This window comes from Variovorax paradoxus (genome assembly GCF_029919115.1).
Taxonomy (GTDB): domain Bacteria; phylum Pseudomonadota; class Gammaproteobacteria; order Burkholderiales; family Burkholderiaceae_C; genus Variovorax; species Variovorax paradoxus_O.
In genome coordinates this window covers 1461102-1487147 of the sequence record NZ_CP123990.1, presented here as the reverse complement: position 1 = coordinate 1487147, position 26046 = coordinate 1461102, and the positions used below count along the sequence as shown (strand labels likewise).

General features: G+C 65.9%; 28 protein-coding genes. 14 read left to right on the top strand and 14 right to left on the bottom strand.

Annotated features, from left to right (window positions below; translation table 11 throughout):
• Nucleotides 1-39 precede the first annotated feature (39 nt).
• Both QHG62_RS07360 and QHG62_RS07355 read right to left on the bottom strand, forming a co-directional pair.
• Entirely contained in the window at nucleotides 40-771 is a 732-nt protein-coding gene (locus QHG62_RS07360; protein ID WP_281150227.1) for a Crp/Fnr family transcriptional regulator, read from the bottom strand.
• Between the two features lie 75 nt (nucleotides 772-846).
• A complete protein-coding gene (locus QHG62_RS07355; RefSeq protein ID WP_281150226.1) occupies nucleotides 847-1788 on the bottom strand; it encodes a LysR substrate-binding domain-containing protein in 942 nt (313 codons plus the stop codon).
• A 136-nt stretch (nucleotides 1789-1924) separates the two neighbouring features.
• On the opposite strand from QHG62_RS07355, the gene QHG62_RS07350 reads away from it, so the two are divergent.
• The 4 genes from QHG62_RS07350 to hpaI are packed head-to-tail and all read left to right on the top strand — an operon-like array spanning nucleotide 1925 to nucleotide 6774.
• Nucleotides 1925-2920 carry a tripartite tricarboxylate transporter substrate binding protein gene (locus QHG62_RS07350; protein WP_281150225.1) on the top strand — a complete coding sequence of 332 codons (996 nt, stop codon included), beginning with the start codon at nucleotides 1925-1927 and terminating at the stop codon, nucleotides 2918-2920.
• Entirely contained in the window at nucleotides 2920-4443 is a 1524-nt protein-coding gene (locus QHG62_RS07345; protein WP_281150224.1) for a UxaA family hydrolase, read from the top strand. Before QHG62_RS07350 ends, QHG62_RS07345 begins: the two co-directional genes overlap by 1 nt.
• A 15-nt stretch (nucleotides 4444-4458) precedes the next feature.
• Nucleotides 4459-5928, top strand: coding sequence for an NAD-dependent succinate-semialdehyde dehydrogenase (locus tag QHG62_RS07340; protein WP_281150223.1), 1470 nt, complete (start codon nucleotides 4459-4461; stop codon nucleotides 5926-5928).
• Between the two features lie 42 nt (nucleotides 5929-5970).
• On the top strand, nucleotides 5971-6774 hold the full coding sequence (hpaI, locus tag QHG62_RS07335; RefSeq protein ID WP_281150222.1) for a 4-hydroxy-2-oxoheptanedioate aldolase: 804 nt from the start codon (nucleotides 5971-5973) through the stop codon (nucleotides 6772-6774).
• Nucleotides 6775-6809: 35 nt separating this feature from the next.
• On the opposite strand, the gene QHG62_RS07330 is transcribed toward hpaI, so the two are convergent.
• The 5 genes from QHG62_RS07330 to araD all read right to left on the bottom strand — a co-directional run bounded on the left by QHG62_RS07330 (nucleotide 6810) and on the right by araD (nucleotide 11226).
• A complete protein-coding gene (locus QHG62_RS07330; protein WP_281150221.1) occupies nucleotides 6810-7349 on the bottom strand; it encodes an RNA polymerase sigma factor in 540 nt (179 codons plus the stop codon).
• Nucleotides 7346-7570: a YgaP family membrane protein gene (locus tag QHG62_RS07325; protein ID WP_281150220.1), complete on the bottom strand. Its 225-nt coding sequence runs from the start codon at nucleotides 7568-7570 to the stop codon at nucleotides 7346-7348. The genes QHG62_RS07330 and QHG62_RS07325 overlap by 4 nt, the downstream gene beginning before the upstream one ends.
• Nucleotides 7571-7688: 118 nt before the next feature.
• Entirely contained in the window at nucleotides 7689-8678 is a 990-nt protein-coding gene (locus QHG62_RS07320; RefSeq protein ID WP_281150218.1) for a Bug family tripartite tricarboxylate transporter substrate binding protein, read from the bottom strand.
• Nucleotides 8679-8733: 55 nt separating this feature from the next.
• Complete coding sequence (locus QHG62_RS07315) at nucleotides 8734-9444, bottom strand: ribonuclease activity regulator RraA (protein WP_157613223.1); 711 nt, start codon at nucleotides 9442-9444, stop codon at nucleotides 8734-8736.
• A gap of 54 nt (nucleotides 9445-9498) precedes the next feature.
• Nucleotides 9499-11226, bottom strand: a complete 1728-nt coding sequence (gene araD / locus QHG62_RS07310; RefSeq protein WP_281150217.1) for an L-arabinonate dehydratase — start codon at nucleotides 11224-11226, stop codon at nucleotides 9499-9501.
• Nucleotides 11227-11338: 112 nt separating this feature from the next.
• Between araD and QHG62_RS07305 the strand changes: the two genes are divergently transcribed.
• A complete protein-coding gene (locus tag QHG62_RS07305; RefSeq protein WP_281150215.1) occupies nucleotides 11339-12034 on the top strand; it encodes a GntR family transcriptional regulator in 696 nt (231 codons plus the stop codon).
• A 48-nt stretch (nucleotides 12035-12082) separates the two neighbouring features.
• Here QHG62_RS07305 and QHG62_RS07300 read toward each other — a convergent pair whose 3' ends face one another.
• Nucleotides 12083-12631 carry a MarR family winged helix-turn-helix transcriptional regulator gene (locus QHG62_RS07300; RefSeq protein ID WP_281150214.1) on the bottom strand — a complete coding sequence of 183 codons (549 nt, stop codon included), beginning with the start codon at nucleotides 12629-12631 and terminating at the stop codon, nucleotides 12083-12085.
• A gap of 218 nt (nucleotides 12632-12849) precedes the next feature.
• Here QHG62_RS07300 and QHG62_RS07295 point away from each other — a divergent pair, with 218 nt between their 5' ends.
• Nucleotides 12850-13830: a tripartite tricarboxylate transporter substrate-binding protein gene (locus QHG62_RS07295; protein ID WP_281150213.1), complete on the top strand. Its 981-nt coding sequence runs from the start codon at nucleotides 12850-12852 to the stop codon at nucleotides 13828-13830.
• Between the two features lie 21 nt (nucleotides 13831-13851).
• On the opposite strand, the gene QHG62_RS07290 is transcribed toward QHG62_RS07295, so the two are convergent.
• Nucleotides 13852-14166 carry a hypothetical protein gene (locus QHG62_RS07290; RefSeq protein ID WP_432445587.1) on the bottom strand — a complete coding sequence of 105 codons (315 nt, stop codon included), beginning with the start codon at nucleotides 14164-14166 and terminating at the stop codon, nucleotides 13852-13854.
• A gap of 382 nt (nucleotides 14167-14548) precedes the next feature.
• On the opposite strand from QHG62_RS07290, the gene QHG62_RS07285 reads away from it, so the two are divergent.
• Nucleotides 14549-14686, top strand: coding sequence for a hypothetical protein (locus QHG62_RS07285; RefSeq protein ID WP_281150212.1), 138 nt, complete (start codon nucleotides 14549-14551; stop codon nucleotides 14684-14686).
• Between the two features lie 137 nt (nucleotides 14687-14823).
• Nucleotides 14824-17388, top strand: coding sequence for an ATP-binding protein (locus QHG62_RS07280; RefSeq protein WP_281150211.1), 2565 nt, complete (start codon nucleotides 14824-14826; stop codon nucleotides 17386-17388).
• A gap of 5 nt (nucleotides 17389-17393) precedes the next feature.
• Here the strand turns inward: QHG62_RS07280 and QHG62_RS07275 are convergent, their stop codons facing one another.
• Complete coding sequence (locus QHG62_RS07275; protein ID WP_281150210.1) at nucleotides 17394-17882, bottom strand: DUF2231 domain-containing protein; 489 nt, start codon at nucleotides 17880-17882, stop codon at nucleotides 17394-17396.
• A 239-nt stretch (nucleotides 17883-18121) separates the two neighbouring features.
• On the opposite strand from QHG62_RS07275, the gene QHG62_RS07270 reads away from it, so the two are divergent.
• Together QHG62_RS07270 and QHG62_RS07265 are read left to right on the top strand one after the other, a co-directional pair.
• Entirely contained in the window at nucleotides 18122-18565 is a 444-nt protein-coding gene (locus tag QHG62_RS07270) for a low affinity iron permease family protein (RefSeq protein ID WP_281150209.1), read from the top strand.
• Nucleotides 18562-18984, top strand: coding sequence for a DUF6766 family protein (locus QHG62_RS07265; RefSeq protein ID WP_281150208.1), 423 nt, complete (start codon nucleotides 18562-18564; stop codon nucleotides 18982-18984). Before QHG62_RS07270 ends, QHG62_RS07265 begins: the two co-directional genes overlap by 4 nt.
• A gap of 30 nt (nucleotides 18985-19014) precedes the next feature.
• Here QHG62_RS07265 and QHG62_RS07260 read toward each other — a convergent pair whose 3' ends face one another.
• Nucleotides 19015-19809, bottom strand: a complete 795-nt coding sequence (locus QHG62_RS07260) for a DUF899 domain-containing protein (protein WP_281150207.1) — start codon at nucleotides 19807-19809, stop codon at nucleotides 19015-19017.
• Nucleotides 19810-19896: 87 nt separating this feature from the next.
• The gene (locus QHG62_RS07255) at nucleotides 19897-20976 is read right to left on the bottom strand and encodes an RNA methyltransferase (RefSeq protein WP_281150206.1); all 1080 of its coding nucleotides are present in this window, start codon (nucleotides 20974-20976) and stop codon (nucleotides 19897-19899) included.
• A 100-nt stretch (nucleotides 20977-21076) separates the two neighbouring features.
• On the opposite strand from QHG62_RS07255, the gene QHG62_RS07250 reads away from it, so the two are divergent.
• From QHG62_RS07250 to QHG62_RS07240, 3 genes are all read left to right on the top strand, one after another.
• Entirely contained in the window at nucleotides 21077-21676 is a 600-nt protein-coding gene (locus QHG62_RS07250; protein WP_281150205.1) for a TetR/AcrR family transcriptional regulator, read from the top strand.
• A gap of 127 nt (nucleotides 21677-21803) precedes the next feature.
• The gene (locus tag QHG62_RS07245; RefSeq protein WP_281150204.1) at nucleotides 21804-22805 is read left to right on the top strand and encodes an NADP-dependent oxidoreductase; all 1002 of its coding nucleotides are present in this window, start codon (nucleotides 21804-21806) and stop codon (nucleotides 22803-22805) included.
• 37 nt (nucleotides 22806-22842) lie between these two features.
• Nucleotides 22843-23547 (top strand): SDR family oxidoreductase, encoded by a 705-nt coding sequence (locus tag QHG62_RS07240; protein WP_281150203.1) that lies wholly within the window; start codon nucleotides 22843-22845, stop codon nucleotides 23545-23547.
• Here QHG62_RS07240 and QHG62_RS07235 read toward each other — a convergent pair.
• On the bottom strand, nucleotides 23526-24698 hold the full coding sequence (locus tag QHG62_RS07235) for a hypothetical protein (RefSeq protein WP_281150201.1): 1173 nt from the start codon (nucleotides 24696-24698) through the stop codon (nucleotides 23526-23528). The genes QHG62_RS07240 and QHG62_RS07235 overlap by 22 nt on opposite strands.
• 217 nt (nucleotides 24699-24915) lie before the next feature.
• On the opposite strand from QHG62_RS07235, the gene QHG62_RS07230 reads away from it, so the two are divergent.
• Nucleotides 24916-25191 (top strand): hypothetical protein, encoded by a 276-nt coding sequence (locus QHG62_RS07230; protein WP_281150200.1) that lies wholly within the window; start codon nucleotides 24916-24918, stop codon nucleotides 25189-25191.
• Between the two features lie 12 nt (nucleotides 25192-25203).
• On the opposite strand, the gene QHG62_RS07225 is transcribed toward QHG62_RS07230, so the two are convergent.
• On the bottom strand, nucleotides 25204-25992 hold the full coding sequence (locus QHG62_RS07225) for a Crp/Fnr family transcriptional regulator (RefSeq protein ID WP_281150199.1): 789 nt from the start codon (nucleotides 25990-25992) through the stop codon (nucleotides 25204-25206).
• Between the last annotated feature and the right edge of the window lie 54 nt (nucleotides 25993-26046).

The window sequence follows — 26046 nt, the reverse complement described above, 5'->3', positions numbered from 1 at the left end:
AAAACTCGGCCCGCATCGGCTCCGGAATGGCTCCAGGCTTCAATCGGCGCGGGGGTCCGGCTCCGGCAGAGCGCCCGGTTGGCCCGCAGCGCCGGTTGCCCCGGGCTCGGAAGGCAGCGGTTCGAAATCGGTCGCGGCAAAATCGGCCGACACATGCAGGCCGTGCTCGTCGCGGCGCACGAGCCCGCGGTCTTCCATGTTTCGCATGGCCTTGTTGACCACCTCGCGCGAAAGCCCCGCATAAGAAGCGATCACCGCCTGCGTGATGCGCTTGTCGTAGCCGCCGGTGGTGGAAGGCGCCAGCTGGCTCAGCTGATGCAGCACGCGGCCTACCAGGTCTTCGGAGGGGAGCGACGAAATTCGCCTGAGCTGCCCGCGCATCGCGCTCAGGCGCCTCATGGCCATCTCGAGCAGCTTCAACGAAATTTCCGGATGCGCCGCGCACAGCCTGCGCATCTCGGAAACCGGAATGAGGTAAACCGACGAGGGAAGCGCCGCAACCAGCGACTGCGCGACCTGGTAGCGGTCTTCGCTGAAAGAAGAGCCGAAGAAGAAATCGTCCTGGCGGATGAATTCGGTGGTGACGTCGTCGCTGGCGCTCCCATGCGCCACCACGCGCAGCAGCCCGCCTGCCACGCAATAGATGCAGTCGGTCCACTCGTCGGCGGCGAGCACGGTTTCATTGCGCCGGCAGGAGCGCAGTTCGGTGGCCTGGACCAATGCAGCGCGTTCCGCCTGCGGCAGACCGGCAACCAACGTATGCAGATACATGTCCGGATGGTGCCCCAGAGCGCCACGGCAGAGTACCCATGAATTGGGGATGCTGCGGATCGCCGGGGCGGCCCCCTACCGCTCGGGCCTTGCCTTGGCCGCACGCCGCAGGCATTCGATGAGCTGCTGCGTACTGGGCGTGCGCCTTCGGCCACGCATGGTGATGAGGCCGACGGGCGGCAGGTCGATGGGCACCTTGAGAGGAAGCACCTCCAGCATGCCTTGCTGCTGGAAGTGCCGCGCCACGGAGCGCGCCATGAAGGCCACGGCGTCGCGTTTCTGCAGAAAGCTGATCTGCGCCAAGAAGGAAGCCGACTCGATGATGTCCGCTGGCGGGTGCACGCCGTCGCGAAAGAACATCTGGTCGAGCTTGACGCGCAGCGACGCCCAGGGCGGCGGCATCACGCAGCGCTCTTTCGCCAGGTCGGCCCAGTTCAACCTGCGTTTGGCGGCCAACGGATGGCCGGGCCTCGCCACCGCCGTCATGGGCTCGGCAAGAAGCGCCTCCGTTTCCAGGTCAGGTGCCGCGTAACCGGGCTCCAGGCGCCCCACGAACAGGTCGAGCTCGCCCAGGCGCAGCTTGGGCAGCAGCCGGGTGAGATCGCCCTCCTCCACCAGCACTGTGGTTTGCGAAGAACGGGTCTTGAGCATTTCGACCGCGCGGGCCATGAGCACGGGCATGGCCACCACCATGGCGCCCACGCTGGTGCGGCCCGCAGCACCGCTGGCAACCGCGGCAATCTCGTCGCGGGTGCGGTCGTAGTCGGCAAGCACCGAGCGTGCAAAACGTACCACGCTCTCGCCATAGGGGGTGGGTTCGGTGCCGCGTGTGGAGCGCTCGAACAGCGCCAGGCCGAACATGCGCTCTATTTCGACCAACGACTTGGAAACCGCCGGCTGGGTGACCGAAAGAAATTCGGCCGCGCGGCCCAGGTGCCGGAACTGGTCGAGCGCCACCAGCATTTGCAGGTGGCGCAGCTTGAGGTTGGAACGCAGGACGCGGTCGATCTGGCTCATTGTGGGCGGTGGCGGGACTTTTCATCTACATAACCTCCAGGCTATGAAGAGAGTCCGCTATTTCATTGGATTGCAATGATTGTCTACTGAAGAATGCGCTCTGCTTTCATCGAACTACAAATCGTCGGAGACACACATGACCTTGAATCACTCCCCACGGCGACGTCAATTGATGCTGGGCAGCCTTGGTGCCGCCGCACTGGCCGCGGTGCCCGCCCGCGCATTCGCAGCCGACTATCCCGAACGCCCCATCACCTTCATCTGCCCCTGGCCGGCCGGCGGCACGGCCGACCGCTCGATGCGCGCCATCTGCCAGATTGCAGCGCGAGAACTCGGCCAGCCGATTGCGCTTGAAAACCGGGCCGGCGCTTCGGGAATGATCGGCACCAAGGCCCTGGCTTCCGCCAGGCCTGATGGCTACACCATCGGACAGATCCCGATCTCGGTCACGCGCTTTGCGCAGATCGGCACCGTGCAGGTCGATCCGCTGAAAGACCTGAGCTACCTTGCCCGCACCTCGGGCCAGACCTTCGGCATTGCGGTGCCGGCGAGTTCGCCTTTCAAGTCGCTGCGGGACATGCTGGCGCAGGCCAAGGCCAAGCCGGGCGTGATCAGCTATGCCCACGCCGGCGTGGGCGGCGCCACCCACGTGGGCATGGAGCAGTTCGCGCAGGCAGCGGGTGTCAAGTTCAACGCCATTGCCTACAAGGGCGGCTCAGCGGCGCTGCAGGACGTGCTGGGCGAACAGGTCGACATGCTGGCGGACAGCAGCTCCTGGGCCCCGCATGTGGAAAGCGGCAAGCTGCGCCTGCTTGCCACCTGGGGCGAGGCGCGCACGCCGCGCTTCAAGGACACGCCCACGCTCAAGGAACTGGGTTTCGACGTGGTGGTGGAGGCACCGAACGGCATCGGCGCGCCGCGCGGACTGCCGCCCGCAGTGGAAAAAAAGCTGCGCGACGCATTCCGCGTGGCCGTCAACAGCGAAGAATTCAAGAAGGTGGCCGACAGCATCGACGCACCGGTGATGTACCAGGACGGCCCCGACTACAAGAAATACGTCGAAGCCGTGTACCGCCAGGAGACCGACCTGATCCGCAAGCTCAACCTCAAGGAACTGATGGAGAAAGGTTGATGAACGACAGCCCCCTGCTCCGCCTGCACCCGAACGACAACGTACTGGTTGCCAAGACACCCATCGCCCTGGGCGAGACGATTGCCGAGTTCGGCGTGCGGGCGCGCGCGCAGATTCCCGCGGGGCACAAGATCGCGTCGCGCGGCATTGCGGCCGGCGAGCAGGTGAAGAAGTACGACACCGTGATTGGCGTGGCTTCGCGCGACCTGGAGGCTGGCGACTACGTGCACAGCCACAACCTCACGCTGGTCGATTCGTACCGCGACCCGGGCTTTTGCCAGGACGTGCGGCCGGTGGACTACGTGCCTGAGGCGGAGCGCGCCACCTTCATGGGCTTTGTGCGCGCAGACGGCCGCGTGGGCACGCGCAACTTCATCGGCATCTTGTCGTCGGTCAACTGCTCGGCCACGGTCATCAAGCGCATTGCGGCGCATTTCACGCCCGAGCGGCTGGCGGCGTTTCCCAACGTGGACGGCGTGGCCGCTTTTGCGCAGACCAGCGGCTGCGGCATGTCTTCGCCGAGCGAGCATTTCGACGTGCTGCGCCGCACGCTGGCCGGCTACGCGCGCCACCCCAACCTGGCCGGCGTGCTGATCGTGGGCCTGGGCTGCGAACGCAACCAGGTCGATGCGCTGGTCGACTCGCAGGGGCTCCAGCAGGGGCGGCTGATGCGCACGATGGTGATGCAGGAAGTGGGAGGCACCCGGCAGACGATCGAAGCCGGCATTCGCGCCATCGAGGAAATGCTGCCCGAGGCCGATGCGGCGCGGCGCACCCGCGTCGGCGCCAACCACCTGAAGATCGGGCTGGAGTGCGGCGGGTCGGACGGCTTCTCGGGTATCACGGCCAACCCCGCATTGGGCGCGGCCATGGACGTGCTGGTGCGCCACGGCGGCACCGCCATCCTTTCTGAAACGCCCGAGATCCACGGTGTGGAGTTCATGCTCACTCGGCGCGCCGCAACGCCCGCGGTCGGACAGAAGCTGCTCGACCGGCTGGCCTGGTGGGAGCGCTACGCCGCCGGCCAGAACGCGCAGTTCAACGGTGTGGTCGGGCACGGCAACCAGGCCGGCGGGCTGGCCAACATCTTCGAGAAGTCGCTTGGCTCGGCCATGAAGGGCGGGACCACGCCGCTGCAGGCGGTGTACGAATATGCGGAGCCCATCGACAAGGCGGGCTTCGTCTTCATGGATTCGCCGGGCTACGACCCGGTGGCCGTGACCGGGCAGATTGCCAGCGGCGCGCAGATGATCTGCTTCACCACCGGACGCGGCTCGATGTTCGGCAGCAAGCCGGCACCGACCATCAAGCTGGCCAGCAACACGCCGATGTTCAAGCGCCTGGAAGAAGACATGGACATCAACTGCGGCGTGGTGATCGACGGCGAACTCTCGGTGCCCGAGCTGGGGCAGCAGATCTTCGAGCAGATATTGCGCCACGCTTCCGGCGAACGCACGCGCAGCGAAGCGCTGGGCCTTGGCGACCACGAGTTCGTGCCGTGGCACCTGGGCATCGTGAGCTGAACTTCTATTCTTCAAATGCCACTTACCCTCTCCCGCCCCCAACTGCAACGCACGGCCAACTTCATCGCGGGCGAATGGTGCGACGCCGCCGGCCGCACGCTCGAGGTGACCGACCCCGCCACCGGCGAGCTGATTGCGCACGTGCCCGACTCCGGCGCCGACGCCGCGCGCGCCGCCGTCGATGCCGCGCACGCAGCCTTCCCCGCATGGCGCCGCACGCCGGCCAAGCAGCGCGCGCAAATACTCAAGCGCTGGAACGACCTGGTGCTTGCGCATCAGGACGACCTGGGCCGCCTGATCTCGCGCGAGCAAGGCAAGCCGCTGGCCGAAGGCATTGGCGAGGTTGCCTATGCGGCAAGCTACATCGAGTGGTTTGCCGAAGAGGCCACGCGCGCCAACGGCGATGTGATTCCCGCCCCTGTGCCCGGCCGGCGCATGTTCGCCATGAAAGAGCCGGTGGGCGTGGTCGCAGCCATCACTCCTTGGAATTTTCCGGCCGCGATGATCGCGCGCAAGATCGCACCGGCCCTGGCCGCGGGCTGCACCGTGGTGTGCAAGCCGGCGGAGGACACGCCGCTCACCTCGCTGGCGCTGGTGGCCCTGGCCGCGGAGGCCGGCGTGCCCGCGGGGGTGCTCAACATCGTGACGGCCTCACGCGAGCGAACGCCCGAGGTGGTCGACGTGTGGCTGGACGATGCGCGGGTGCGCAAGATCACCTTCACCGGATCGACGCCCGTCGGCAAGCACCTGGCGCGGCGCTCGGCCGATACGCTGAAGAAACTGTCGCTCGAACTGGGCGGCAATGCGCCGTTCATCGTGTTCGAGGATGCCGAGATCGGCGCCGCGGTCGAGGGCCTCATGGCCGCCAAGTTCCGCAACGGCGGCCAGACCTGCGTGTGCCCCAACCGCGTGTTCGTGCATGAAGCCGTGCATGACGAATTCGCCGAACTGCTGTCGGCACGCGTCTCGGCCTTGCGGGTGGGGCCGGCCAGCGACCCGGGCTCGCAGATCGGCCCGATGATCAATGCGCGTGCCGTCGAAAAGATCGAACGTCACGTGCAGGATGCGGTGTCCCGCGGTGCGCGCCTGCTCTCAGGCGGCGCGCGGCTGCCCGCACTGGGACCGAACTACTTCGCCCCCACAGTGCTCGTGAACGCCGATGCCACGATGGCCTGCGCCTGCGAAGAGACCTTCGGCCCGGTCGTTCCCCTGACGCGCTTCACCGACGAAGCCGACGTGGTGGCCCAGGCCAACGACACGCCTTTCGGATTGGCGGCGTACTTCTATTCGCGCGACGTGCGCCGCATCTGGCGCGTGGCCGATGCACTGGAGGCCGGCATCGTCGGCATCAACGAAGGCGCATTGGCCGCGGAGGCGGCACCCTTCGGCGGCGTGAAGGATTCCGGCTACGGGCGCGAAGGCTCAGTGCATGGGCTGGACGACTACATGCACACCAAGTACGTATGCCAAGGCCAGCTGGACTGAGCTTGCTTCACACCAACAACACCTGCCAAAGAGACATCACCCATGCCCGCCTACAACGCCTTCAAGACAGCATTGGCCGCCCACCGGCCGCAAACCGGCCTCTGGCTTTCGATGGCCGACCCGTACATGGCGGAGGTGAGCGCCACCGCCGGCTTCGACTGGCTGCTGATCGACGGCGAGCACGCGCCCAACGACCTGCGCTCGACCCTGGCCGCACTGCAGGCCGTGGCGCCGCACCCCGCCCAGCCGGTGGTGCGTGCGGTCCAGGGCGACACGGCGCTCATCAAGCAGCTGCTCGACATCGGCGCGAAGAACTTGCTGGTGCCGATGGTCGACACGGCGGAACAGGCCCGGGCACTGGTATCGGCCACGCGCTATCCGCCGCTGGGTATCCGCGGCGTCGGCAGCGCCGTGGGGCGCGCATCGCAGTGGAGCGCACGCACCGACTATCTGGACGTGGCCGACAGCGAAGTCTGCCTTCTGGTGCAGGTCGAAACCGTGAAGGCGCTTTCGAACCTCGCCGAGATATGCGCAGTGGACGGCATCGACGGTGTGTTCATCGGCCCGGCCGATCTGGCCGCCTCCATGGGCCATCGCGGCCGGCCCGGGCACCCGGAGGTGCAGGCTGCAATCGAAGCCGCCATGCAGACCATCGTGGCATCCGGCAAGGCCGCGGGCACGCTCACTTCAGACCCGAAGCTGGCGCGCCGCTACCTCGAGCTCGGCTGCACCTTCGTTGCGGTGGGTGTCGACGTGCTGCTGTACGCCGGCGCCGCACGAAAGCTGGCGGCCGACTTCAACGGCGCGCCAACAGCCGCTGAGCCAGCGTCTCGCGCGGCCTACTGAAGCCCACACGTCCTCCAGCGCGGCGGCGCATCGGATCAGCCATCCTGATTCCAGTAGCCGCCGTTCATCAGGCTTTCCCGCACCATGGCGCGGGCACGATGCAGCCGGCTCTTCACCGCCTCGACGCTCACGCCCAGGTTTGCCGCGACTTCGGGGGCAGTCAGTTCCTCGACATCGCGCAAGACCAGCGCCACGCGGTAGGGCTCCGGAAGCGCCGCAATGGCCTTTGTCAGGTCGAGGCGCAGGTCCGTGGGAATTTGCGGCGCTGCCAATTCTGGGTAAGTGGGCTCCAAAAGAGGGCCTGCGGCAGAGCTGCGCCTGAATATCCGGTAGCACTCACGCTCGACGATGCGGAACAGCCAGGTGGCGAAGGCAGCCACCGTGCCGAGCGTGCCGATCTTTCTATGGAGTTGCCACAGCGCCACCTGCACGGCGTCTTCGGCGTCTTCGCTGTTTGCGCAGGTCCGGCGCGCGAATCGCTTCAGATCGGGCTGGCATACGGAGAGCAGTTGGGACAGCGCCCGCTCGTCTCCCGCGCATGCAGCCTCGATGAGCGGTGCGGACGCACGGATCATTTCGCCGCGCCCGGCGCTTTGCGGCCGAGCATCGCACAGGCCGGGCAGAAGCCGACGATGGCGGTGGACGCAAGCACCCCGGCCGTGGCAAACCCGAGGAGGCGAAACGTTCCGGCCGGCAGAAAGTAGAACGCGCCGGCGGCGGCGAAGGCTCCCAGGCACAGGCGAATGATTCGCTCCCAGGCGGGGAGATTGCGTTTGAGATGGAACACGTTGAACACTCCGGTTGATGTTGACCCTTGCATAGAGGGCGCATCACGGCCAGAAGGATTCAGGAACTTTAAAAGAAATTCCGGCCTGGGCCGCAAAGCCCCAGGCCGGTTCCACGGCGCCGCAGTTTCAGTCGGCAGTGGCGCCCGACTTCTTCACCAGCTCGGCCCAGCGCGGAATCTCGCGGGCCATGTGGTCGCGCAGTTCCTCGGGCGTGCTGGCGGCGATGTCCATGGCCAGCTGGCCCGAGAGCTTGGCCTGCACGTCGGGCTGCTTGAGCGCCTTCACGATCTCGGCGTTGAGGCGCTGGATGATGGGCTTGGGCGTGCCCTTGGGCGCGTACACAGCTTGCCACGACGACATCTCGAAACCCGCCACGCCCGATTCGATCATGGTCGGCAACTCGGGCACCAGCGCAATGCGCTTGCCGGTGGTCACCGCCAGCAGCTTGAGCTTGCCGCTCTTCACGAGCGGCAGCGCGGCGGTCACCTGGTCGAACATGAAGGGCACCAGGCCCGATGCCACGTCGGTCATCGCGGGCGGCGTGCCCTTGTACGGCACGTGGGTGAGCTTCACGCCGATCATGTCGGCGAACATCTCGCCGGCCAGGTGGGTCGATGTGCCCGCTCCCGAAGAAGCGAAGGTGCGCTTCGATTCGTCTTTCTTGAGCAGCGCGATCAGCTCGGCCACCGAGTTGACGCCAAGCTGGCTGTTGACAATCAGCACATTGGGCAGCCGGCCGACCAGCGACACGGGCTCGAAGTCCTTCATCGGGTCGTAGGGCAGCTTCTTGTAGAGGCTGGCGTTGATGGCGTGCGTGCTGATGGTGCCGCCGAAGAGCGTATAGCCGTCCGGCGCGGCCTTGGCCACGTAGGCGGCGCCGATGCCGCCGGCCTGCCCCGGCTTGTTGTCGACCACCACCGACTGGTGCAGGCTCTCCTGCAACTTGTTGGCGAGGATGCGGCCCACGATGTCGGTCGAGCCGCCGGCCGTGAACGGCACGACATACGTGATGGTCTTGGCGGCGGGCCATTCAGCCTGCGCGAGCGCCAGTGTGGGGGCCAGTACGAATGCAGATGCGGCGAGCAGCAGCCGCGCGGCGCGGTGAATGAAGGGCATGGTCTTGTCTCTCGTTGATGTAGTTGTCGTGGTCGGATGAATGAAAGCCGGGCGGTCAGCGGCCGCGGGCCTGCCGCCAGGCAGCGAACTCGGTGCGGCTTTGCTCTTCCGTCGGCGGATAAAGGCCGAGGATCGAGCGGCCTTCGAGCACCTTCTCTTGCACGAAGTCTTCGAAGACCGTCATCTCCGTGGCCTCGGCCGCGACTTCGTCGGCAATGTCCGCCGGAATCACGATGACGCCCTCTGCATCGCCCACCACCACGTCGCCAGGCCACACGGCCACGTCGCCGCAGCCGATGGGTACGTTGATGTCGATGGCCTGGTGCAGCGTGAGGTTGGTCGGCGCGCTCGGGCGCTGGTGGTAGGCGGGGAAGCCCAGCTTCGCGATGTCGGGGCTGTCGCGAAAACCGCCGTCGGTGACCACGCCCGCCACGCCGCGCTTCATGAGCCGGCTCACCAGAATGCCGCCGGCCGATGCGGCGCGCGCGTCCTTGCGGCTGTCCATCAGCAGCACCGCGCCCACGGGGCATTGCTCCACGGCCTGGCGCTGCGGATGGCTGCGGTCGTTGAACACGGTGATCGGGTTCAGGTCTTCGCGCGCGGGCATGTAGCGCAGCGTGAAGGCCTCGCCCACCATGTTGGGCAGCGAAGGGTTGAGCGGATGCACGTTCTGGATGAACTGGTTGCGCAGGCCGCGCTTGAACAGGGCCGTGCACAGGGTGGCGGTGCTGACCTGCATCAGCTTCTCGCGGGTTTGGGGATTCACGTCGGGGGTCTCCGTTTGCTTGGGCGTTGATTCGGTATGGAGGAAAAGCGGTCTTCAGAAAATGTCGGGCTCGGGCACCGGCTTGCCGAACGCGGTTTCGAGAAAGTCGAAGTCGCAGCCCTCGTTGGCTTGCAGGATGTGGCGGCCGAACATCCACCCGTAGCCGCGCTCGTAGCGCGGCGGCGGCGGTGTCCATGCGGCCTTGCGGCTGGCCAGCTCCTCGTCGCTCACCTCCAGGTGAATGCGCCGCGCGGGCACGTCGACGGAGATGCGGTCTCCTGTGCGCACCAGTGCCAGCGGGCCGCCGACAGCCGCCTCCGGCGAGCAGTGCAGCAGGCAGCCGCCGTAGCTGGTGCCGCTCATGCGCGCGTCAGACAGGCGCAGCATGTCTTTCACGCCCTGCTTCAGCAGCTTGGTGGGAATCGGCAGCATGCCCCACTCGGGCATGCCGGCACCGCGCGGGCCGGCATTGCGCAGCACCAGGATATCGTCGCCGGTCACGTCCAGCTCGGGATCGTCCACTGCCTTCTTGAGCGCGGGGTAGTCGTCGAACACCAGCGCGCGGCCGGTGTGCTGCAGAAGGTGCGGCGCGCATGCGCTCGGCTTGATCACCACGCCATCGGGGGCGATGTTGCCGCGCAGCACGGCAAGCGCACCTTCGGCATAGATGGGGTTCTCGAGCGGCCGGATCACGTCATCGTTGAACACCTCGGCGCCCTCGATGTTCTGGCCGATGGTGCGGCCGTTGACCGTGCGCGCCTCGGTGTTCAGGTGGCCGCGAATGCGCTCCAGCATCGCGGGCAGGCCGCCGGCGTAGAAGAAATCTTCCATCAGATAGGTATCGCCGCTAGGCCGGATGTTGGCGACCACCGGCACCCGGCGGCTTGCGGCATCGAAGTCGTCCAGCGTGACCGGGTGGCCGGCGCGGCGCGACATGGCAATCAGGTGGACGATGGCGTTGGTGCTGCAGCCCATGGCCATGGCGCAGGCGATGCCGTTTTCGAAGTTGGCGCGCGTGAGCATCTTGGCGGGCGTCAGGTCTTCCCACACCATCTCGACGATGCGGCGGCCGCATTCGGCGCTCATGCGCACATGGTTGGCATCGGCCGCCGGAATGCTCGATGCGCCCGGCAGCGAAAAACCGACGGCTTCGGCAATGCCCATCATGGTGGCCGCGGTGCCCATGGTCATGCAGGTGCCATGGCTGCGCGCAATGCCGGCTTCCATTTCTTGCCAGGCCTGGTCGCTCAGCTGGCCGGCGCGGCGCTGGTCCCAATACTTGAAGGCGTCCGAGCCAGAGCCCAGCACCTGCCCCCGCCAGTTGCCCCGCAGCATGGGGCCGGCCGGCAGGTAGATGAACGGCAGGCCCATGCTGAGCGCGCCCATGGTGAGGCCCGGCGTGGTCTTGTCGCAGCCGCCCATCAGCACGGCGCCGTCGATGGGATGGCTGCGCAGCAGCTCTTCGGTTTCCATCGCCAGGAAGTTGCGGTAGAGCATGGTGGTCGGCTTGACCATGCTCTCGGACAGCGAGATGGCGGGCAGCTCCAGCGGAAAGCCGCCGGCCTGGAAGATGCCGCGCTTGACGTCGTCCACACGCTGCTTGAAGTGCGAGTGACACTGGTTGGCATCGCTCCACGTGTTGACGATGGCGATGATCGGTTTGCCGACCCAGTCGGTGGGCGCGTAGCCCATCTGCATCACGCGCGAGCGATGGCCGAAGGAGCGAAAGTCGTCGGGTGCGAACCAGCGGGCGCTGCGCAGGGTGTCGTAGGAGCGTTGCATCGGGGGGGCTGAAACGGAGGAACTGAACCGGATGGCTGAACCAGTGGCCTTTGTGGAATCAACTACATTAAAACACTAATATATCAGTTCAGCAAAGCGAGAATTCCAGCGAATGACCGCCCTCACCCGGATCCGACTCGACCGCACGCGCCTCGCAGCACCACAGGTGCTCGAGAAGCTGCGCGATGCCATTCTTTCGCTTGAACTCGTGCCCGGCACAGTGCTGGTTCGGCAAGAGCTGGCCGACAGGTTCGGCGTGAGCCAGACACCCGTGCGCGAGGCCTTGCTGCGGCTGGCCGAAGAAGGCTTGGTGGATGTGTTTCCCCAGCATGCGACGCTGGTCAGCCGTATCGACATCGACGCGGCCCGGCAGGCGCACTTTCTGCGCCGCTCGATCGAGCTCGAGATCGTGCACCAGCTGGCCGAGCAGGCCACGCCCGATCTCGTGGCGCAGCTCAAGACACAGATCGCGCTGCAGGCAACGCTGGCGGCGGAACGGCAGTACGGCGACTTCGTCGGCGCCGACCGCAAGTTTCATCACCTGATGTACGAGGCGGCCGGGGTGCCGAGCCTGTGGGACATGGTGAGCCGCGTTTCAGGCCACGTCGACCGGCTGCGGCGCCTGCACCTGCCCACCGCGGGCAAGACCGAGGCAATTCTTCGCGACCACCGCGCCATCGTGCGCGCCATTGCGCAAGGCGACAGTGCCGGCGCGCAGAAGGCGCTGCGCGAGCACCTCTCGGGCACGCTGAGCTCGCTGCCGGAAATCTGCGCGCGGCATCCCAGCTTTATCGTGCCGGGGAGCTGAAGCCGAACTCCGCGATTCGCCTGCCAAGGCACGCCAGGGACAGGGCCGCTAAGCCGTGCCGGACTCCGGCCACCGGTGCCGCGTGCCGCCGGAGCGCCGGTTGGCCTTCTCCACCACCGCGCCTTGTGCACTCAACGTGTTCGCGCGTTCTTCGAGGTGCCGCAGGCACTGCAAGAAGATGTCCAGGTGCGCGGGCTCGATGCCCTCGAGCAGATCGGTGTTGAGCCCGGCGATGCGCGGAAACACCTTTTCGTAGAGCTCGCGGCCCGAGGCGCTCAGCCGCACATGCACTTCGCGCCGGTCGTCCGCATCCTGCCGGCGCACCACCAGCTTCTTTTCGACCAGGCCCCGCAGGCCGCGCGAGGTGCGCACGCGGTCCAGGTGCAGGTGCGCGGCCAGCGCCGAAGACCGCATCTCGCCCTGCTGTGCAAGCGTGGCGATCATTCCCCATTCGCGGCGCGTGATGCCGAAGCCCCCCTCCACAAGTCGGGTCGCCATGCCGCTGCTGGTGCGCACCGCGCGCGAAAGCCGATACAGCAGCAGGTCGTTCAGGGATTGCGGCGTGCGCAAGTCGCCTGCATCGGGAAAAGCTTGCATACCTTGCGTGCCGTGCATGGAAAGGTTCTAACGGGTGTGAGAGGCGACGGCGCAGTGTGACTCGCACGCCTCAATTGGCAATTGATGGATTAGATCAACTGATTGTTGCGTACGTATAAACCAGTAACAAATTACACGGGTTGAAACGAAGCGGGCCGGCGATTGTCGCCGTGAAAACCTGCGCGCACCCGTTCGCAAATAACGCAGCAGGAGGACCCATGTCTGTTTTTCTTTCCCGCCGAAAGCTCACCGCATGGTGCCTGGCGCTCGGCGCGTGTGCCGCGCCCCTCGCCCATGCCCAGGCGCCCGCTCTCGACGGTCCGCTGACGCTGGTGGTGGGCTACACCGCCGGCGGCAGTACCGACCGCATCGCCCGCCTGGTGGCCGAGCGGCTCGGCGCCAAGCTCGGCGTGGCAACCACCGTCGAGAACCGCCCCGGCGAAGGCGGCCGGCTTGCAGCCAAGGAGGTCAAGCGCGCGCCCGCGGGACAGAACGTGCTGATGCTCGGCAACCCCGCCGTGATGGTGGTGGCGCCGCTCGTGTTCAAGGACGCGGGCTACGACCCCGACAGGGACTTTGTGCCGGTCTCGCAGGTCAGCAGCTACGACTTTGCGCTGGCGGTGGGCAACAAGCTGCAGCTCGACCGCGCCATGTTCCTGGTGGGCCGGCTCTGGGCGCATCCGGAAGAAGCCGTCTTCGGCGTGCCGGCAACCGGCAGCCTGCCCCACTTCTTCGGCCTGATGGTGGGCGACGCGCTCAGCGTGCAGCCGCAGATCAAGGGCTACGGCGGATCGGCGCCGCTGTCGGCCGACCTGAGCGGCGGCAGCTTGCCGATTGCGATCGACACGCTCGACTCGCTCTATGGCCAGCATCTGGCCGGCAAGATCCGCATCCTGGCTGTGTCGGGCAAGAAGCGTGTGAGCTTCGCGCCGGCGATTCCCACCTTCCGCGAGGCCGGCATGAAGATCGATGCCGACGGCTGGAACACCTTCTTCGCGCCCGCCACGATGCCGCCCGCCAAGGTGCAGTTGCTGGCCGCCGCCATCCGCGACGTGATGCAAGACCCGGCCTTGCAGAAGGCCGCCAATGCCGCCTACATCACACCCATCGTCAGCACGCAGGCCGAGACCGTGCAAATGCTCAAGGCCTTCCGTCAGCAATGGGAGCCGGTAGTGCGCCGGTCCGGCTTCCAGCCCTGAGCCGCAACGGGCGTCTGAACCTCAGGGCGCCATGGGATCGCCGGGCTGGCCAACGCCATAGGTGGGTGCCTCGGGCAACGCGTAGGCCGGCGGTTGTTGCGGGTCGTGCAGCACCACACTGCGGCCGACCCCGACGCCCACCGGCCCCGCACCCACGCCGATGCCTGCACTGCCGACGAGCTGGCCGCGAGGGTTCACGCTGATGCCCGCGCCGAGCGGCCCCCAGCCGGTGCTCAGGCCCAGGCTCGGCCCACCGGAGCCGACACCCACGCTGAGCGACAGCCCTGGGGCCAGCGGAATGCCGAAGCCGACGCCCACGGCGCAGCCCGCCAGCACCGCAGAAGCGCCGAGTACAGCGAGGCGACTTGCCAGCCGCCCGCTTTTCCGCGCGATGTCGTGTCTTGATTGTTTCGGCATAGGCCATCCCTGTGGGCGGGCCCCGCGCCCGCGTTGTTCGAAGAGCTGCAACACGTTTCCGCGCCGCATGCACGTGCGGCCGGATCATCGGGCAGGTCTTCTTCGGAAAGCACGGCCGGCGGAGCAGGTTCCAGGCGAGATTGCCGAAATGTGCCGGATCCCCGGGGTTTCCTGCCGCGCGGCGCTCCGCATCCGATCGAAGCCACGCGTCGTGAAGTCCTACACGGAGAAACCGCTGACGACCGTTGGAAGGCCGGGCACGACAGCTATGCTCGAATTCCAAAAAATTCGAAAGCTCCCCATGAAGAAACTATTCGCCGCACTCCTCGCAACAGCAATGCTCGGCGGCTGTGCCGTCTACACCGACGGCCCGGGCCACGGCGGTGGTGGCTACGGAAAGCAATGCCCGCCAGGACAGGCCAAGAAGGGCAACTGCTGATCCGCTGATTTGGAAAGCGCCGGACGCACGCGCGTCCGGCATTCGGTGGGGCCGGAGCGCCCTATCGTGTAAAGCGCGTGTCGGACAGTGTCCTGTGATGTATGCCGATGAGTCGAGCAGGCCTGAAAATGTGCGGCATGAGCGCCCATCTTCTCCCTGCCAGCGACACCGGCGCCCCTTGCGCCCACCAGGTGCAGTTCTACGACGACGAAAAGATCCTGATCGCGTCGGCAGCCGACTTTCTGGCCGAAGCCCTGGCTGAAGGCGGTTGCGCCCTGATTCTTGCCACCGAGGCACATCGCCGCAATTTCCGCATGCGCCTGTCCGGGGTTGGCCCCGACGACAACATCGTTTTCGTGGACGCCGCGGAAGCGCTCGGACAAATCGTGTTGAACGGCAAGCCCGACGAACGCCTGTTCAACCAGCTGGTCGGGGGCCTGCTCGATACCCTGCAAGGCCGCGGAAAGCTCCGCATCTACGGCGAGCTGGTCGCTCTTCTTTGCGCGGACGGCAAGCATGAAGATGCGCTCTTGCTGGAGGGTTACTGGAACCGACTTGCCACCCGGCGCGAGTTCGAGCTTTTTTGCGGCTATCCGCTCTCCGTATTCCCGGGCACGGCGCACGCCGCGGTATTCCGCCATGTGTGCCAGGCGCATTCCCGGGTGATTCCCATCGGCGGCACGGCCATCATGGCGCCGGCCGAGATCGCGGTGCTCCAGCAAAAGGTGCTGTCGCTGGACGACGAAGTGCTGCGCCGGCGCCAGGCTGAAGAATCCACGCGTGCGCGCGAGCGCGACTTGGCTGACTTCGCCGAGAACGCCGCGGAAGGCCTGCACCAGGTGGCGGCCGACGGCACGATCCTCTGGGCCAACCGGGCGGAACTCGAGCTGCTGGGCTACAGCGCCGACGAATACATCGGCCAGCACATCACGCGGTTTCATCTCGACCAGCCGGTGATCCAGGACATTCTCAAGCGGCTCAGCGCGGGGGAAACGCTGCGCAACTACCCGGCCCGCCTCGTCTGCAAGGACGGCGCCATCAAGCACGTTCTCATCCAGTCGAACGGCCGTTTCGAAAACGGGGTGCTGCGCTACACGCGCTGCTTTTCGCGCGACGTTACGGAGCGCGTGGCGCGCGAAGAAGCCGAGAGCGAACGAAACGACCTGCTGCGCCAGGCGCCTGTTGCCGCGGCGTTGCTGGTGGGCACCGAGCACCGGTTCGAACTGGCCAACGATGTCTACAAGTCGATGGTGGGCAAGTTCGACCTTGAAGGAAAAACCTACGCGCAGGCACTGCCCGAGCTTTGCGCGCGTGACGACACGCTGCGCATCCTGGACGAGGCCTTCGAATCCGGTCACCCCTATGTGGCCGAAGAGCACCTGACCCTGGTCGAGCGCGCCGGCAGCGGGCGCCTCGATGAACGCTATTTCAAGCTCAGTGTGCAGCCGCTGAAGCGGGTCGACCGCCTGTACGGCCTGATGCTGATTGCCGTGGACGTGACCGACCTCGTCGCCTCACGGCGGGGACAGGAGCGGGCGAGCGCCGAGCGCGAAGCGCTCCTGCGCGATCTCGAACGCGCCAGCCGGGCGAAGGACGAATTTCTTGCGGTGCTCGGGCACGAACTTCGCAATCCGCTGGCGCCGATCGTCACTGCGCTCGAGTTGATGAAGCGGCGCGGAGACCTCAAGACCTCGAAGGAGCAGGACGCCATCCACCGCCAGGTTCAGCACCTGATCCGGCTGGTCGACGACCTGATGGACGTGTCGCGCGTGACCCGGGGCAAGTTGACGCTGCGCGAAGAAACGGTTCAGCTGGCATCGGTGCTTGCAAAGGCCGTCGAAATGGTGAGCGTGCTGATGGAGCAGCGCCAGCACACACTGAATGCCCTCTATCCGGACAGCGCGATGCTCTGGCATGGAGACCCGACGCGCTTGGCCCAGGTGATCAGCAATCTGCTGACCAATGCCGCGCGCTACACCCCGTTGGGCGGCGTCATTCATCTGGAAACACGGCAGGAACAAGGCGACGTGGTCATCTCCGTGACCGACAACGGGCGGGGCATCGAAGAAGACGCGCTGCCCAAGGTCTTCGACCTGTTCTACCAGGGGGCGCAAACGATCGAGCGCGCCGCAGGCGGGCTCGGCGTGGGCCTGGCGCTGGTCAAGAGCCTGGTTGCCGCGCACAACGGCACGGTACAAGCCCGCAGTGCCGGGCCGGGACAAGGCAGCGAGTTCACGGTTCGCCTGCCGCTGCCCTCCAGCGACCAGTTGAAGGCCATCTCGCCCGAGGCGCTTGCGCTTTCGAGCGGCGCCGTGCTTCGCCGCAAGGTGTTGATCGTCGACGACAACCAGGATGCCGCGGACCTGCTCGGCGCAATATTCCGCGAGCACGGGCACGACGCGCGGGTGGCCTACGACCCGGCCGCGGCCTTGACGCTTGCCTCGTCGTTCAAGCCGGAGGTCGCCTTTCTGGACATCGGCTTGCCGGTGATGGACGGCTACGAGCTGGCCGCGCTGCTGCGAAAAGAACTGGGTGAATCAGCGCCTCTCAAGATTTTTTCGCTGACCGGGTTCGGCCAGCCGGCAGACCGCGAAAAGAGCAGGCGCGCCGGCATGGACGGCCACTTCGTGAAACCGGTGGAAGAGGCCCAGGTGCTGCAAGCTGTGCTGTCGGTCGATATGGCCGAGCGAGCCCCGGCTTGATACCTTTACTTGCCGGCCACCACATGCCGCTTGTTCAGCGAACTGGAAGCGTTCAAGCTCGCGTCTTCGTCGACGCCTATGCCCAGCCGGTCCACCAGCTCGCCGCCTAGCCAGGCGGTGACCATTGCGATGGCCGCACCCGCGAAGGACCACACCATTTGCGCCAGGCCCGGCGCGTAGTCCCTGTCGCGCAGGAAAAAGCTCAGCGCGAACAGCAGCAGCACGAGCACGTTGCCACCGCCGTGCATTGCGCCGATGCGCTTGGCCCGCGTTCCGGCCGGAATGCCCAGCCAGTCGATGGTGCCGAAAGGCGCAGCCAGAAGGCCGCCGACCAGGCCCGCCGCGATCATCCAATAGGACACCGCCGCCATGACCTGGCTGTTGCCGATCAGGTAGATGATGTCGAAGACCACCGCCGTGGCGAGCAGCCCGAGCGGAAACACCACGAGCATCTGGTGCACCGGATGGCCGAGAAGACGAACTCTTGCGTGCATGGGTCACCTCCATTGAGTGGGACCTTTATCTCAGTCACTACCGCAGCCTGCCGACGCAAGCAACCGTCGCCAGCGCGGGTCGGTACTTTCCTACCTCCGGTTACCTTCCCGCAGCGGCTCCGAACGCAACCTCGAGCCGGCAGATGGCTCGCCCCTCACACGCGCAAGGGTAATTTTCAGCCTCGTTTTATCGGCGATGGATGACGCCCAGAGGCTGACGAAGCAGCACCCTTTCACCCATGGACAAGTTCTTTGCAACCTTTGCGAATGCCACCGCGCGCGCAGCCGGCAGTCCATTTGCATTTCTGCTGTGCATCGCGCTGGTGGTTGCCTGGGCAGTTGCGGGCCCTTTCTTCGGCTTTTCGGAAAACTGGCAACTGACCATCAACACGGGCACCACCATCGTCACTTTCTTGATGGTGTTCCTGATCCAGAACACGCAAAACCGCGATGGGGTGGCACTTCAGACCAAGCTCGACGAACTGATTCGCTCTTCCAACGCCGGCGACGAATTCATCGGCATCGAGAAGCTCACCGACAAGGAGCTGGCCGTACTGCACGAACAGTGCGAAGCAGCCGCAAAGAAAAGCCATGCGGCGCTGGACAAGACGCGCGGTGAGCGTGCACGCCGCGCCCACAAGGGCGCCACTGAAAAAGCAACCCGAGCGGAAAGCACAACATGAAGAAATCGATCTGGAAACTCTACGGCTATGGGTGGGTCACCCTGGGCTTCTTCCTCGTCTCGTTGGTCGGCCACTGGGTCTTTGGCTGGTTCGCCTATGTCGACGAACAAAAGAATTTCGGCGTGCCGCCGGAAATGTCGGGCTACCTCATCCAGATGTCGCGCGACACGCTGGAAAACTGGCAATCGGAATTTTTGCAGCTGATCTGGCAGATCGGCGGGCTGGCGTTTCTTCTGTATGTCGGCTCGCCGCAATCCAAGGAAGGCGACGACCGCATGGAAGCCAAGATCGACGCCATCCTGGCGGCAGTCGACCCGAAGAACGCCGATAAGCTGATCGACGAGATCGACCAGGAATATGCGGGCAGGCACACCGACCAGCGCTGGACGCGAATGGCGAAGCAGGGCTCCTCCAAGTAGCGCGAGAAGGCATGCCCCTTGAGCCGTGCGTCAAGACTTGGCGCGGGCGCTCTCCTCCCGGAAGGCCGCCTCGCCAGCCGCCGACACCTCGGCCCATTTCTTGTCGGACTCGGCATCGGCGGCATAACTGTCGTGCCAGTTCCACCACTTGTAGGTGGGCGTCTGCGGATAGCCCTTGGGCGAGTCTTCCCATACCTCTTGCCGGCCCAGCGGCGTGATGTCGAGATAGTTCCAGGTATTGCCCATCTGCTCGTCGCCGCGGTTGTTCAGGAAGTACGTTCGGAACACGCGGCCGCCGTCGCGATAAAACACGTTCGTGCCGTGCCATTCGTCCACGCCAAAGTCGGCATCGAAGCTGTCGGTGAGGGTGAACCACGGTATCTCCCACCCCATTCGTGCCTTGAGCCGCGCAATGTCTTGCTGAGGCGCCCGCGAAACGAAGACAAGCGTGGTGTCGCGTGCGTTCAGGTGCGCCACATGGGCCACCTGGTCGGCCACCATCGAGCAGCCGCGGCAGGCGTGTTCAGGCCAGCCGAATACGCCGGGCTCGAAGAAGGCACGATACACGATCAACTGGCGCCGTCCCTCGAACAGGTCTGCCAGGCTGGCCTTGCCCGCGGGGCCTTCGAAGGCATAGGTCTTCTCCACGGCCGTCCACGGCATTCGCCGCCGTTCGGCGGCCAAGGCGTCTCGGGCGCGGGTGTGCGCTTTTTCCTTTACCAGCAGTTGCTCGTAGGCCGCTTGCCACGCCTTGGGCGACACGACGGGAGGCGTGTGCATGGCAGGCTGGCCGCCTTCGGGCGCGCTTTCGATGGATGCAGTCATTGCTGAAATCTCCTGGGTTGGCGAACGCCCGCGCCTTGTGACCGAAGCGAGCTATCGCTGTTGCTTGCCGCTCGGTGGCGGCAGGAGTCAGTTTGGCGCGGGCGGCCGAATGCCGGGAGTAACAAGATTGGCGGGATTGCGCCGCCGCCCTTCAACGAAGCGCACCGGCACCTCGGCCACGCGCGCCCTCAGCTGGCCGCAGCCGCCGTCGATGTCTTGCCCCGCCGAATTGCGCAGCTTCGTCAAAATGCCCCGCTGGTGCAGCGCACGAGCCATCTGCTTGCAGCGCTCCCACGACGGACGGCTGAACGCCACGCCGTCCACCGCATTGAAGGGAATCATGTTCAGCACGCCGTACTTGCCGGACAGCAGCCTGACGATGCCCTCGATCTCGTCCGGCCCGTCGTTGACGCCTTCGAGCAGCGTCCACTGGTATTGGATCGGGTAGCCGGTGGCCCTGGCGTAGCGCTCGCCTGCGTCGACCAGTTCTTCGGGCGTCATGCCGGGCGCGCGCGGAAGGAGCTTCCTGCGCAACTCGGCCTTGGTGGTGTGCAGCGAGAGCGCCAGCGCTGGCCGCACGCTTTCTTGCGGCAGCCGTTCGAAAACGCGCGGATCGCCCACCGTGGAGAACACCAGGTTCTTGTGGCCGATGTTGCCGACAGTGCCGAGCAGTTCGATCGCCTCCAGCACGTTGTCCAGGTTGTGGGCCGGTTCACCCATGCCCATGAACACCACCTTGCGCACCGGCCGGCGCATGCGCGCAAGGGCGACCTGGGCAATGATCTCGGCGCTTCCCACCTGGCGCAGCAATCCGTCCCGGCCCGTCATGCAGAACTGGCACCCTACCGCGCAGCCGACCTGAGACGACACGCACAAGCCAGCGCGGGGCAGCAACACGCTTTCCACCGTTTGGCCGTCCGCAAGGGCAACGAGCAGCCGTTCGGAACCGTCGGCGCCGGGATGCACCGTGTGAATGCGCGCCAACCCCGCAAGCTCGGCTTCAATGGATGGCAAGGCTTCGAGCAGCGAAGACGGAAAGAAGCTCGCCGGCAGGCGCCTGCCGCTGTTGCGGGGCAGCGCGTGCGACCACAGCCGCAAGATCCGCTGCTCGTGGCTGGGGCCCGCGCCGGCTTGCCGCAGCCGTTGCTTGAGTTCGTGGATTCGCATTCACTGAAAGAGGGTCGACATGCGGCAGATTGTGCACGGCGGCCATTCCGGGGGGCGACACGCTTCGAGGCCCAGGTTTACGTGCTCTTCCGAAATATGTATGATGCGCATCATGCGAAATGCAAAACACGGAACCAGGACCTCTGCCAAAGAAGCCTCTCACGAGCGCATCGTGTCCGCGGCCGCGCGCGCCATCCGCCGCAGCGGCTACGGCGGAACCGGCGTCGCGGACATCATGAAGGAAGCGGGCCTGACCCACGGCGCCTTCTATGCCCACTTCGAGTCGCGCGAAGCCATGCTGGCCGAAGCGGCAAGCCGGGCATGCGCCGAATCGGCCGCGGTGGCGGCCAACGTCGCGGCCAGCGTGCCGCCCGAGCAGGCGCTGGCGGTGATGCTCCGCACTTACCTCTCCCCCGAACACGTGGCGCAGGTCGAACTCGGCTGCCCTCTTGCCGCGCTGGGTTCTGAAACGCCGCGCCAGGCACCGGAGGTGCGCCGGGCCACCACGCGCCACGTCAAGGAAATGATCGATCTTGTCGCCCGCCAGTCGCCCGATTGGGGCCAGCCCGGCGCGCACGAACGGGCGCTCGCGACCGTGGCCACCATGGTGGGCACGCTGCTGCTGGCGCGCGCGGTCGACGAGCCCGCGCTGTCGGCAAGCCTGCGCGAAGCCGCGCTGAAGCACCTGGGCGCCGCCTGAAATCGGCCGCCAACCGGCGCCTGTGTTTCTTGCCAAAAAATATGATGAATATCATACGAAATAAAGATGAGCATCCCGGCATCGCTGCCATTCGCAAACCTGGGTCCGCCAGGAAACAAGGAAGACCATGAAAGCTTTTGTTCTTGACCGTTACGGCAAGAAGCGGCCGCTGCGAGCGGCAGAGATGCCGACGCCAGAGCTGCGCGACGACGAGGTGCTGGTCGAGGTTCATGCCGCCGGCGTGAACTTGCTCGATTCCAAGATAAGGGACGGCGAGTTCAAGCTCATCCTGCCCTATCGCCTGCCGATGGTGCTGGGCCACGACGTGGCTGGCGTGGTCGTCGAGGCCGGCTCCCGTGTGCGTCAGTTCAAGCCGGGCGACGAGGTCTATGCGCGCGTCGACGATTTCCGCATTGGCACCTTCGCCGAATTCGTCCCCGTGAAGGAGACGTCGCTCGCGCTCAAGCCCAAGAACCTGACGATGGAGGAAGCGGCCTCCATTCCTTTGGTGTCATTGACGGCTTGGCAGGCATTGGTCGAAAAGGCCGGGCTCAAGAAGGGCCAGAAGGTTTTCATACAGGCGGGCTCCGGCGGGGTCGGCACCTTTGCCATTCAGCTGGCCAAGCAGCTGGGCGCAACCGTTGCCACGACGACGAGCGCGTCCAATGCAGCACTCGTCAAGAGCCTGGGCGCGGACGCGGTGATCGACTACCGCGCACAGGACTTCGAGGATGTCTTGCAGGACTACGACGTGGTGCTGAACAGCCAGGACGGCAAGACACTCGAAAAGTCGCTTCGCGTGCTCAAGCGCGGCGGCAAGCTCATCTCCATCTCCGGACCGCCCGACCCTGAATTCGGCAAGGAGAGCGGCGCGCCCGGTTTCGTGAAACTCGTCATGCGGCTCTTGAGCGCCGGCATCAGGCGCAGAGCCAAGGCCCGCGGGGTCGGTTTCTCGTTTCTCTTCATGAGGGCGGACGGAAGCCAGTTGCGCGAGATCACCAGCCTGATCGAGGCCGGCGCCGTCCGCCCGGTGATTGACCGTGTGTTCCCGTTCGCGTCCACCAATGAAGCCCTGGCCTATGTCGAAGCAGGCCGTGCCAAGGGCAAGGTCGTCATCAAGGTCAAGTGAGCTTCGTTCGTCCCCCCACCCCACCCTGGAGATTCCCATGAAGATCGAAAATTCCGTCGCCCTTGTCACCGGCGCCAATCGCGGCATTGGCCTGGCGTTTGCACGCGAGCTGCTCGCCCGCGGCGCGCGCAAGGTGTATGCCGGCGCACGCGATCCCGTGGCAGTAACCCAATCGGGCGTTCACGCGCTGCGGCTGGATGTCAACAACCCGCAAGAGGTGGCGGCCGCCGCCGCGCTCGCGTCCGATGTGACGCTGGTGGTCAACAACGCAGGGATTGCCCAAGTGGGAGGCTTTCTCGCAGCCGACAGCGAAGAGCTTGCGCGGCGCATCTTCGAGACCAACTTCTTCGCGGTGCTGCGCATGAGCAAGGCCTTCGCGCCGGTTCTCAAGGCCAATGGCGGCGGCGCGCTGCTCAACGTGCTGTCGGTTGCGTCATGGGTCAACGGCGGCGAGCTGGCGGCCTATTCGGCAAGCAAGTCGGCCGCATGGTCGCTCACCAATTCGCTGCGCACCGAACTGTCGGCGCAGCAGACCCAGGTATTGGGCCTGCACATGGCCTATGTGGATACCGACCTGACACGCGGGTTCGACGTTCCCAAGACCAGCCCCGAAGAAATCGTCAGGCGCGCACTCGACGGGCTCGAAGCGGGCGAAGACGAGGTGCTTGCCGACGAGCTCACCCAGCAAGTGAAGCGAGGCTTGACAGCGCCGCGGCCGAGCTACCTTCCCCCGAGCGCCTGAGCCGGCCGGCCCTGAAGATCGAGCCGCAGTCCCGCGAGCTTGCAGTTCTCGATTTCGGCGACGAAGCGCATGTGCGCACCTTCAATCAAGAGCTGCAGCTTGAGCCGCGCGGTAATCCTCTCAGAGCCCAGCTGCGCGCCCCGCCACTTCGCGGCCGCATCGCGGGCTGAAAGCGAAGCCATCTCGATCGTCAGGCCCTGGCCGAGCGCATCGGAGCGCATGCCCACTGCATTGCGCCCTTCGACGCGGCCTTCCATGTGAGCCTGGGCACCCGGGACCGCAAGAAGTCCGTCGCCGAGCTGCACCTCGCCCGAAATCGCCGTGCGGCCCAGCAGCAGGCGCGCCTGCTCGGTCAAGCCCTGGCCTTGGCCGCCCAGGCACTGGCGCAGCATGGCCTCGGCAAAAGCCTGCAAGTGCAGCTTGCCCCGCTCGGAAACCCACGGGCTCAGCAAGGCACCGCGGCGCTCGAACTCCACGCCGGCAAGCGGCGCCGAAGCAAACTGGTACAGGTAGCTGCGCCCGTTCGGCGCATCGACATAGAGGCCGAGCCGGCTCACACCCATGCGCGAATCCGGTCCGACGTGCTCGACGGTCGCGTCGTTGAAGTCGATCTGGCCATGCGCTATGGGCACGGTCACGTCGGCGTCGAACAGCAGGTGCGCGTCGGTGATCCGCCCGCGAATCGCGCCGTCGGCCTGCCCGAGTGGGCCGAGGCGCCAGGCTTCGGCCGCTGCCTGGGGCGCGGTGGCGCCGCCCGCAGTCGGCGCCGCGCTGCTCGCGCCCTGCAAGGCATGCAACGCCGTTTGGATTTGCGGCGGCATGACCAAGGGCCCCTGCAGCCTGACTCCCGAGAACTCGGCTTCGGCTGCCTCGATGGCGCAGAGGCTCAGAGCGCCGGCATCGGAGGTGCGCACCTCGCCTGTGATTGCATGCGCGGCGACTCGGCCGACATCGAGCACGAACGGCCCCGATGCGAACTGAAGCGCGGTCGCTTCCAGTTCCTGGATGGAAACCTGGAGCACGCCCTCCTGGCTGGAGCTTTTCCAGGCGAGGCCTTCGAGCGAGCAGCGGTTGCGAGCTGCCCCGCCGGAGGCCCCGAGTTCCAGTCCGAAGAGGAGATCGACGAGGGAAACCGCGAGTGGAACGGTCATCGGCCTTTTGTACCAGACATCGCAGCGGAACGACTCGCGGCGATATATGCAGTAAGTCTTTCTACTACCACCACGCCGTAGCCATTTGGCGCATAGGTGATAACCCGGGCAGATGCTACAACCAGTGGACCGCGACGGGGGCGCGGTTCGGGCACATGGATTGCCCCCGAGGTGTTCCCCCCGCAAGGGTCAACACCTGCAATCGGAGGATCGTCGAATGCCGCTTTCGTTCCTGAACAGGCTGCAGCATGTGCAGCTACCGGTTCGTGTCGCCAATCCGGAGGAGATCCGGCACGTCTCTGTGCTCCTGGCCACAGGCTTGATCGAAGCCGAGATCACAACGCTCAAGCCGACATCGCCCTATGTATCCTCGCGCATGGCCACCGTGATCCGCATCACCGAAGACGGCCGTTCCGAGATAGCAAAGATGGGCAATGTGCCGGCGCCCATCAAGACCTTCATGCAGTTCAACCGGGGATTGCGGTTGATGTGAAAGACGCGGGCGTCACTGCAGCATGGCGGGTGCCGGCGCAAGACAGCGCTGCACGAAGGCGGACAGAGCGCCCACATCGGGGATCTGCACGTCGCGCCGGCCTTTTTCAACGAACTCGATCACCTTGTCGCGCGCCAGCCGAGAGAGCGCGCGGCTCACGCTTTCGAGCGTCATGCCCAGGTAGTTGCCGATTTCGGCGCGCGTCATGCGCAGCGTGATCTGGTCGGCCCGCATGCCGCGCTCGGCCAGCGACTCCGCCCAGTAGCGCAGGAAGTCCGCCACGCGCGCGTCGGCGGGCAGCGTGCACACCGACATCAGCGAATCGCGGTCATGCGCGATCTCGCGGCTCATCGCGGTGTGGAACACCTGCAGCAAGGCGGGTTCCGCAAGGGCGGCGGCCAGCAGCGATTCGTACGACACCACCCAGAGCTCGCCGGTGTCCATGGCCACGGCGTCGCACGAGTAGCAGCCCCCGGCAATGCCGTCGAAGCCCAGCCAGTCGCCGCGGAACTTCAAGCCTACCACCTGCTCGCGGCCGTCGGCCGACAGGTTCACGACCTTGAAGAAGCCCGAGTTCAGGATGTAGAGGTTGCCGAAGCGCTCGCCCGCCTGGTAGACCACGTCGCCGGCATGCACCACGCGGCGTTGCGGGTCCAGGCGCTCCTTCAGCAGCTTTTGCGTCTCCATCAGCTTGTGGCTGGCCCGCTCGTGGACCGCCACGCCGGCCTTCGGCAGTGCGCCTGCGGCAATAAAGCCGGTCATCGAAGGTGCGGCGGCCTGGGTCTGGGACGGGTTGAACATGTGAACGCTCCTGTTTGTTGTGTGCATCGCGGGTCGATGGATGGATGCTATGAA

Bases quoted from the DNA above. Each gene is read 5' to 3' on its own strand.
- QHG62_RS07360 (WP_281150227.1), bottom strand. From the start codon at position 771: ATGTATCTGCATACGTTGGTTGCCGGTCTGCCGCAGGCGGAACGCGCT.
- QHG62_RS07355 (WP_281150226.1), bottom strand. From the start codon at position 1,788: ATGAGCCAGATCGACCGCGTCCTGCGTTCCAACCTCAAGCTGCGCCAC.
- QHG62_RS07350 (WP_281150225.1), top strand. From the start codon at position 1,925: ATGACCTTGAATCACTCCCCACGGCGACGTCAATTGATGCTGGGCAGC.
- QHG62_RS07345 (WP_281150224.1), top strand. From the start codon at position 2,920: ATGAACGACAGCCCCCTGCTCCGCCTGCACCCGAACGACAACGTACTG.
- QHG62_RS07340 (WP_281150223.1), top strand. From the start codon at position 4,459: ATGCCACTTACCCTCTCCCGCCCCCAACTGCAACGCACGGCCAACTTC.
- hpaI (WP_281150222.1), top strand. From the start codon at position 5,971: ATGCCCGCCTACAACGCCTTCAAGACAGCATTGGCCGCCCACCGGCCG.
- QHG62_RS07330 (WP_281150221.1), bottom strand. From the start codon at position 7,349: ATGATCCGTGCGTCCGCACCGCTCATCGAGGCTGCATGCGCGGGAGAC.
- QHG62_RS07320 (WP_281150218.1), bottom strand. From the start codon at position 8,678: ATGCCCTTCATTCACCGCGCCGCGCGGCTGCTGCTCGCCGCATCTGCA.
- araD (WP_281150217.1), bottom strand. From the start codon at position 11,226: ATGCAACGCTCCTACGACACCCTGCGCAGCGCCCGCTGGTTCGCACCC.
- QHG62_RS07305 (WP_281150215.1), top strand. From the start codon at position 11,339: ATGACCGCCCTCACCCGGATCCGACTCGACCGCACGCGCCTCGCAGCA.
- QHG62_RS07300 (WP_281150214.1), bottom strand. From the start codon at position 12,631: ATGCAAGCTTTTCCCGATGCAGGCGACTTGCGCACGCCGCAATCCCTG.
- QHG62_RS07295 (WP_281150213.1), top strand. From the start codon at position 12,850: ATGTCTGTTTTTCTTTCCCGCCGAAAGCTCACCGCATGGTGCCTGGCG.
- QHG62_RS07285 (WP_281150212.1), top strand. From the start codon at position 14,549: ATGAAGAAACTATTCGCCGCACTCCTCGCAACAGCAATGCTCGGCGGC.
- QHG62_RS07280 (WP_281150211.1), top strand. From the start codon at position 14,824: ATGAGCGCCCATCTTCTCCCTGCCAGCGACACCGGCGCCCCTTGCGCC.
- QHG62_RS07275 (WP_281150210.1), bottom strand. From the start codon at position 17,882: ATGCACGCAAGAGTTCGTCTTCTCGGCCATCCGGTGCACCAGATGCTC.
- QHG62_RS07270 (WP_281150209.1), top strand. From the start codon at position 18,122: ATGGACAAGTTCTTTGCAACCTTTGCGAATGCCACCGCGCGCGCAGCC.
- QHG62_RS07265 (WP_281150208.1), top strand. From the start codon at position 18,562: ATGAAGAAATCGATCTGGAAACTCTACGGCTATGGGTGGGTCACCCTG.
- QHG62_RS07260 (WP_281150207.1), bottom strand. From the start codon at position 19,809: ATGACTGCATCCATCGAAAGCGCGCCCGAAGGCGGCCAGCCTGCCATG.
- QHG62_RS07255 (WP_281150206.1), bottom strand. From the start codon at position 20,976: ATGCGAATCCACGAACTCAAGCAACGGCTGCGGCAAGCCGGCGCGGGC.
- QHG62_RS07250 (WP_281150205.1), top strand. From the start codon at position 21,077: ATGATGCGCATCATGCGAAATGCAAAACACGGAACCAGGACCTCTGCC.
- QHG62_RS07245 (WP_281150204.1), top strand. From the start codon at position 21,804: ATGAAAGCTTTTGTTCTTGACCGTTACGGCAAGAAGCGGCCGCTGCGA.
- QHG62_RS07240 (WP_281150203.1), top strand. From the start codon at position 22,843: ATGAAGATCGAAAATTCCGTCGCCCTTGTCACCGGCGCCAATCGCGGC.
- QHG62_RS07235 (WP_281150201.1), bottom strand. From the start codon at position 24,698: ATGACCGTTCCACTCGCGGTTTCCCTCGTCGATCTCCTCTTCGGACTG.
- QHG62_RS07230 (WP_281150200.1), top strand. From the start codon at position 24,916: ATGCCGCTTTCGTTCCTGAACAGGCTGCAGCATGTGCAGCTACCGGTT.
- QHG62_RS07225 (WP_281150199.1), bottom strand. From the start codon at position 25,992: ATGTTCAACCCGTCCCAGACCCAGGCCGCCGCACCTTCGATGACCGGC.